This is a genomic window from Streptococcus infantis (assembly GCF_047463635.1).
GTDB classification, from domain to species: domain Bacteria; phylum Bacillota; class Bacilli; order Lactobacillales; family Streptococcaceae; genus Streptococcus; species Streptococcus infantis_W.
Window position 1 is genome coordinate 1 of record NZ_JASHDL010000050.1, and the last position, 945, is coordinate 945.

A 945-nucleotide genomic window follows, 5' to 3' on the forward strand; every position below is an offset into this window, starting at 1 on the left:
ACCCCTGCAAGCTGGATATATCGCCCATATTCAGGGTTTAAATCCTCGCTAGGTATTTCTATCGTCTGTTTGCTTTCTCGCTCAATTTGAGCGCTTTTTTTGCGGTCTCGGTGGTTTAGATAAAGTAGTAAGCCAATCAGTACCACGGAAAAGATAACCGCCTGTGTATTGGTTAAATCTAGCTCATTCATTTCATCGCCTCCTCAAACTGCTCTATAAGATGATCTTTACTTACTTTCCGATTAGCATTTTTAGAATTAAAAAGAATATCTTTTAAGGTTATAGTAGCCTCTAAATACTCCTTTTCAGCATGCTCTATATACGCCTGTTGCTCTGCTTCGTTGTCAAAAAAGTGCTTGGCTTGGCGTTTAAAGAAAGCTAGTCGCATAGCGTCCATTTCAAAAATACCAGGGTGGAAAAACATTCCAGTAGTGCTTTTAGAAACAGCTTCGATTTTATGACTTTCATTCAATTCAGAAAGTTCAATCCAAAGTAAGCGGTGTAAATTTTCTTTGATGGATTTTGTCTGACTTGCCAATAACGAAAGTCTATTAAGCCCATTTTTTTCGCCAATTTCTCGCATCTCTGCGCTAATTCTGTCTATACGTCTAGTTAAATTCTCGTATGTTGTTTCTGTCATGGTGTTTACTCCTTTTTCTATGTTTGTGTAATTGCCCTGATGGCCTTTTAATTGTCGTTTACTATACATGATTTCCTCACACTCTCCTCGACCAAAATTTGAGCGCGGGGATTTTTAATGGTTGTTTCTTATACATTGTTTCTTGTAATTCATAGCCTCACGCTCAGAGTCGCCAATATTTGAAAGCGTGAGAAAGTACCAGTTTTAAGAGTTGGCTCTCTCCGTATGGTCAAAATGTCCTAGATATGCTATAATCTAGTTATAAATCTTTACTAAAACCTCTTTGATAATAGCTTGCCTGCTTT

At 37.7% G+C, this 945-nt stretch carries 2 protein-coding genes; both read right to left on the reverse strand.

Features of this window, described 5'->3' with window-relative positions; genetic code table 11:
• The coding region (locus tag QM867_RS10695) for a hypothetical protein (RefSeq protein ID WP_414315753.1) at positions 1 to 191 on the reverse strand (191 nt) is incomplete at its 3' end.
• Complete coding sequence (locus tag QM867_RS10700) at positions 188 to 640, reverse strand: hypothetical protein (RefSeq protein WP_315638894.1); 453 nt, start codon at positions 638 to 640, stop codon at positions 188 to 190. The genes QM867_RS10695 and QM867_RS10700, both read right to left, overlap by 4 nt.
• Positions 641 to 945: the final 305 nt, after the last annotated feature.

Bases quoted from the DNA above. Each gene is read 5' to 3' on its own strand.
- QM867_RS10700 (WP_315638894.1), bottom strand. From the start codon at position 640: ATGACAGAAACAACATACGAGAATTTAACTAGACGTATAGACAGAATT.